Here is a 4038-nt window from a genome sequence, read left to right on the forward strand (position 1 = left end):
AGCCCGTTGCAATGTCAACGCGCACAGGCGAGTTTATAACTTTAAAAGCCGTTATCGATGAAGTTGGCAAAGATGCCTGTAGATTTTTCTTTTTACTTCGCGCTCCGGACTCACAGCTTGAGTTCGATTTAGAACTTGCAAAAAAACAATCCGGCGAAAACCCTGTTTTTTATGTGCAGTACGTTAATGCAAGGTGCAGTTCTATTGTAAAAGAAAGTAAGAACAGAAATGATATTATTACAGATATTAAAGATATAAATTTTGCCTTGCTTGAGACAAAAGAAGAAAGAGATTTAATCAAACAACTTTCATCATTTTGCGATACTCTTGCTATGTCTGAAAAGACAATGAGTCCCCATCATTTCACAGCGTATTTAATAGAACTTGCTGATAGATATCATACGTTTTATGAAAAGTATCGCGTTTTAACAGACGATTCAGCGCTTGCTTCCGCAAGATTAAAGCTTATCGAAGGGGTGATGATAATGATACAGAACGGACTTGGTCTTTTAGGCGTAAGCGCGCCGGACAAAATGTAACAACATACGATATTTGTTTTATCTACATTTTATTAGTCCTCTTGCGCAACTAATTATGTAAAAGTATAGCAGAAAGACTATAAAATAAAAAAAGAAAGCAGACGGAACAAGATGGAATTATTCTCTCTCGTCGCGCTGCTATCTCTCAATGGCGAAGGGGAAAAACGTTGTAGTAAGTTCTCCTTTTTACAAAAGAGGAGGCGAGCGTAGCTCGACGGGATATTGAGAAGACAGCAGTTGTTAACCTGACATAGTATGGTTAAGATGAGAGAATCATTTCGTCGTAAAATACTCTTCATGTATTTGTCGAAGCTTAAATAAAAATGAACAAAATAATATCAATAATTTTTTCGCTGTTTTTATTTATATCTATAATCTTTGCAGATATTTCTGTAACTCCTTATGGAGCTGCCGAAACTGTTTCGGGCAGTTGTTTTCTTTTGGAAACAGAAGGTTGCAAAGTTATTGTTGATTGTGGACTTTTTATGCGCAGTGAAGTTGATGATGATTCTATTTCTTCTAGTAAAAGAGTTGAGTTAAAAAATCAACAAATTCAAACTAATCTTATTAATGCAAACGCTCTTTTTTTAACACATGCGCATTTAGACCATAGTGGCAGGATACCACTTTTAATACATAGCGGGTTTCAAGGTAAAATCTATTCTACACAAGCAACAAAAGAACTTGCTTTAACTCTTTTCAAAGAAAGAAATGGTTTTGATTTAATAAAAAGAAAATGGTTTTGGTCTGCAAGTAGGAGAAAGAAAGCTAAAGGCAAAAACAATTTTGTGCTTGCTCATTGGAGTGGCGAATGTAAAGAAAATATAAAATCTATTGAATATTCAAACGATGAAATTTTGTTGGAAGATTTAAAAAAAAAGGAAAATGTTAAATTTTTATTATGCAAAAACTGTTGTGAAACAGAAACTAAGAAAATAGAAGAACAGTTCGTTGCAGTAGGATACAATGAAGATATTAATATTGCTGACGCTTTGAAGGTTAAATTTATAAATGCAGCCCATATATTAGGTTCCGCCAGTTTAATTTTTCAATCCAACAATAAAAAAGTTTTATTTTCCGGGGATTTGGGCAGCGGTTATTCCAGATTTAGTGGCGAGTTTGATATTCCGGAGTCGGTAGATTTAATTTTTATGGAAGCCACTCACGGCGGTGATAAAAATAAAAATATCGCAGAACAATACGAGCTTTTTAGAAAAGATTTAAAACTAGCTCTCGATAATAAAAAAACTGTGTGGATTCCAGTCTTATCTTTTAACAAAACGCAAAAAGTTTTATACGAATTAAAATTAATGCAAGATGAAAGGAAGCTTTCAAAGAAAATACCAATTTACTCTATATCTCCGGGCGCAAATACCATAACGTCTCTGTATCAAAAAGAAATTTTAACAAAAAATTACGGCGATTGGTTTTTAAGCGACGTATATAAAAACGGCTCTATACTTCCTGCAGAAGTGAAACTGCAAATGATAAGAAATTATGATAAGCAGATGATTTTACTTTCCGCAAGTGGGGATATGGATAAAGGTAAATCAGAGCAGCTGATACCTCAGATGCTGACAAGAAAAGATGTTTTTGTGATGATAGTAAATTATGTAAACCCCGAAAGTAATGCCGGACTTATTCTTAAGGGCGAAAGGACGCATTCCGGAATAAAAAGTATTGCAAAAATAAAAAAATATAGCGTGTTTTCAGACCATGCAGATTTTGATATGTTGCAAAAATGGCTTTCAAAACAAAATAAAAATGTTGCAATATATATAATACATTCAAGCGCAGGACATAGTCAAGATATGTTAAATCTATTACAAAAAGAAGGCTGGCAGAATGTAAATAAAGCTGAAATTGAAAAGACGGTAGTTTGATATGTTAAAAAAAGCCTGATAAAAAATGGGATTATGTTATCGTAGTTGCGGACTTTACGAAAATGCAATGGTTTTTTATAACAAAACTTTGCTATCAGGAAAATTCAGCGCCTCCGATTTTTATAATTTAATTTGAATGTCCGAGACTTTTACTAGCCATGTTTAGACTTCTTCCACCGTCTTTTATCCTTGTAGTGTAGGTATGTGTCTGACACTGTGTAAAGACAGCTCTTTTGCTGGAAATCCAAGCCTCTTAAACAGTGTACTAGTGTATGCGCTTAATCCTGCAAGGGACAACCGACTATATCCAAATTTAATAAACAAGAAGAAGTTCAATTTGCCTTCTCCATATTGCCACATCTTATGCAAAATATCTCTGTATTCATGGTGTATCGGAACATCTCTCTCAGAGCCTTTTGTTTTCGGCTCCAAGCCAAGTTTTGGCTTGCTTCTTACCTTCAGATAATCTTTTTTTTCAATTTTAGGATTCTTAGACCACACAAAATCTGACCGTTCAAGGTAGCATATTTCTGCAGCTCTTAACCCCGTGCCATATTGACAAGATTCTTGAGCATCGCAATTTCTCTGTTGATACTTGCTTTTTTGAGTTTTCTTCCTGTTTTGCGATTGCCATTGTTTTTACAATGTAGGCTATAGGATTACCGTTTTAGATGAGAACGGGAACAAAGTAAGAAAACAGGTATCAGAGTCTATAAGTCCTGACAAGCAAGCTGCAGAGGAATTTGCGGCTAAGAAAACACTTAACGAATACACTGATAATAAAAAGAAACTTCTTAAAAGAGACATATCAATACAACAATTTTATGAGGAGTACAAGAAAAATTACTCCACAAAGAAGAAGCGACCAAACACTTTGGGGATAGGAGACTAAAATGGATACCACTTTGGGACACAGTCCCGTGGGACAAAGTCCCGTGGGACAAAGTCCCTTAGAACACAGTTCTAGACAAAGTTCCGTGGGACACAGTCCCTCGGAACAAAGTTTCTTAGAACAAAGTTCTCACGATTCAACGGTTGAGCTTATAGACGAGATAGTAAAGAAGCGGCAAGTGGTGGCGTTAGAGCGCAAGATAGAGAGGTTGCCTGTAAGCAACTTTAGAGCGTTTGACATACACGTAGATTTTGGATTGGGAGAAGCGCAGTATGCACGATGTAGCGTTGCAGGCGATATTTGATGCGGGAAACAGGGAAGAAGAGAACGTAAAGAACAGGCTCGGGTACGAGTTTGGCGATATTGATATAGAAGCTAAAATCGAATATACGAAACTAAGTATTGCAACAAAAAAGGCTGAAATAGATGATATAAAAAACAAATTAGAGACTGACCCGCTGTTAAAAAAGTATGCTGTTTGCGTGCAAAGAAAAATAGACACTCTCAAAAGAGGAGTTGAAGAATGCCAAAAGGACTAAGTCTTTCAAGAACGAGATTATAAAAGTCTTTGACAAATAGTCTGACGAATATCCGATGAACTTAATTGCAGAAAAACAGAGGACAAAGTCCTCAAGACTAAATCCTCAGGACAAAGTCCTCAGGACAAAGTCCTCAGGACAAAGTCCGCAGTACAAAGTCCGAAGGAGTCTTAGTCCTCATGGCA

At 35.9% G+C, this 4038-nt stretch carries 5 protein-coding genes; 4 read left to right on the plus strand and 1 reads right to left on the minus strand.

Features of this window, described 5'->3' with window-relative positions:
• Positions 1 to 539: DALR anticodon-binding domain-containing protein (locus tag LE180_RS06390; RefSeq protein WP_374134621.1), on the plus strand; the 539-nt coding region annotated here is incomplete at its 5' end.
• A 323-nt stretch (positions 540 to 862) separates the two neighbouring features.
• A complete protein-coding gene (locus tag LE180_RS06395) occupies positions 863 to 2422 on the plus strand; it encodes an MBL fold metallo-hydrolase (protein ID WP_374134622.1) in 1560 nt (519 codons plus the stop codon).
• Between the two features lie 183 nt (positions 2423 to 2605).
• Here LE180_RS06395 and LE180_RS06400 read toward each other — a convergent pair whose 3' ends face one another.
• Complete coding sequence (locus LE180_RS06400) at positions 2606 to 2923, minus strand: hypothetical protein (RefSeq protein ID WP_374134623.1); 318 nt, start codon at positions 2921 to 2923, stop codon at positions 2606 to 2608.
• 392 nt (positions 2924 to 3315) lie between these two features.
• On the opposite strand from LE180_RS06400, the gene LE180_RS06405 reads away from it, so the two are divergent.
• Together LE180_RS06405 and LE180_RS06410 are read left to right on the plus strand one after the other, a co-directional pair.
• Positions 3316 to 3618 carry a hypothetical protein gene (locus LE180_RS06405; protein WP_374134624.1) on the plus strand — a complete coding sequence of 101 codons (303 nt, stop codon included), beginning with the start codon at positions 3316 to 3318 and terminating at the stop codon, positions 3616 to 3618.
• Complete coding sequence (locus LE180_RS06410) at positions 3587 to 3853, plus strand: hypothetical protein (protein ID WP_374134625.1); 267 nt, start codon at positions 3587 to 3589, stop codon at positions 3851 to 3853. The genes LE180_RS06405 and LE180_RS06410 overlap by 32 nt, the downstream gene beginning before the upstream one ends.
• The last annotated feature ends 185 nt before the right edge of the window (positions 3854 to 4038 follow it).

Source organism: Candidatus Endomicrobiellum pyrsonymphae (assembly GCF_020328025.1).
In the GTDB taxonomy this organism is placed as follows: Bacteria; Elusimicrobiota; Endomicrobiia; order Endomicrobiales; family Endomicrobiaceae; genus Endomicrobiellum; species Endomicrobiellum pyrsonymphae.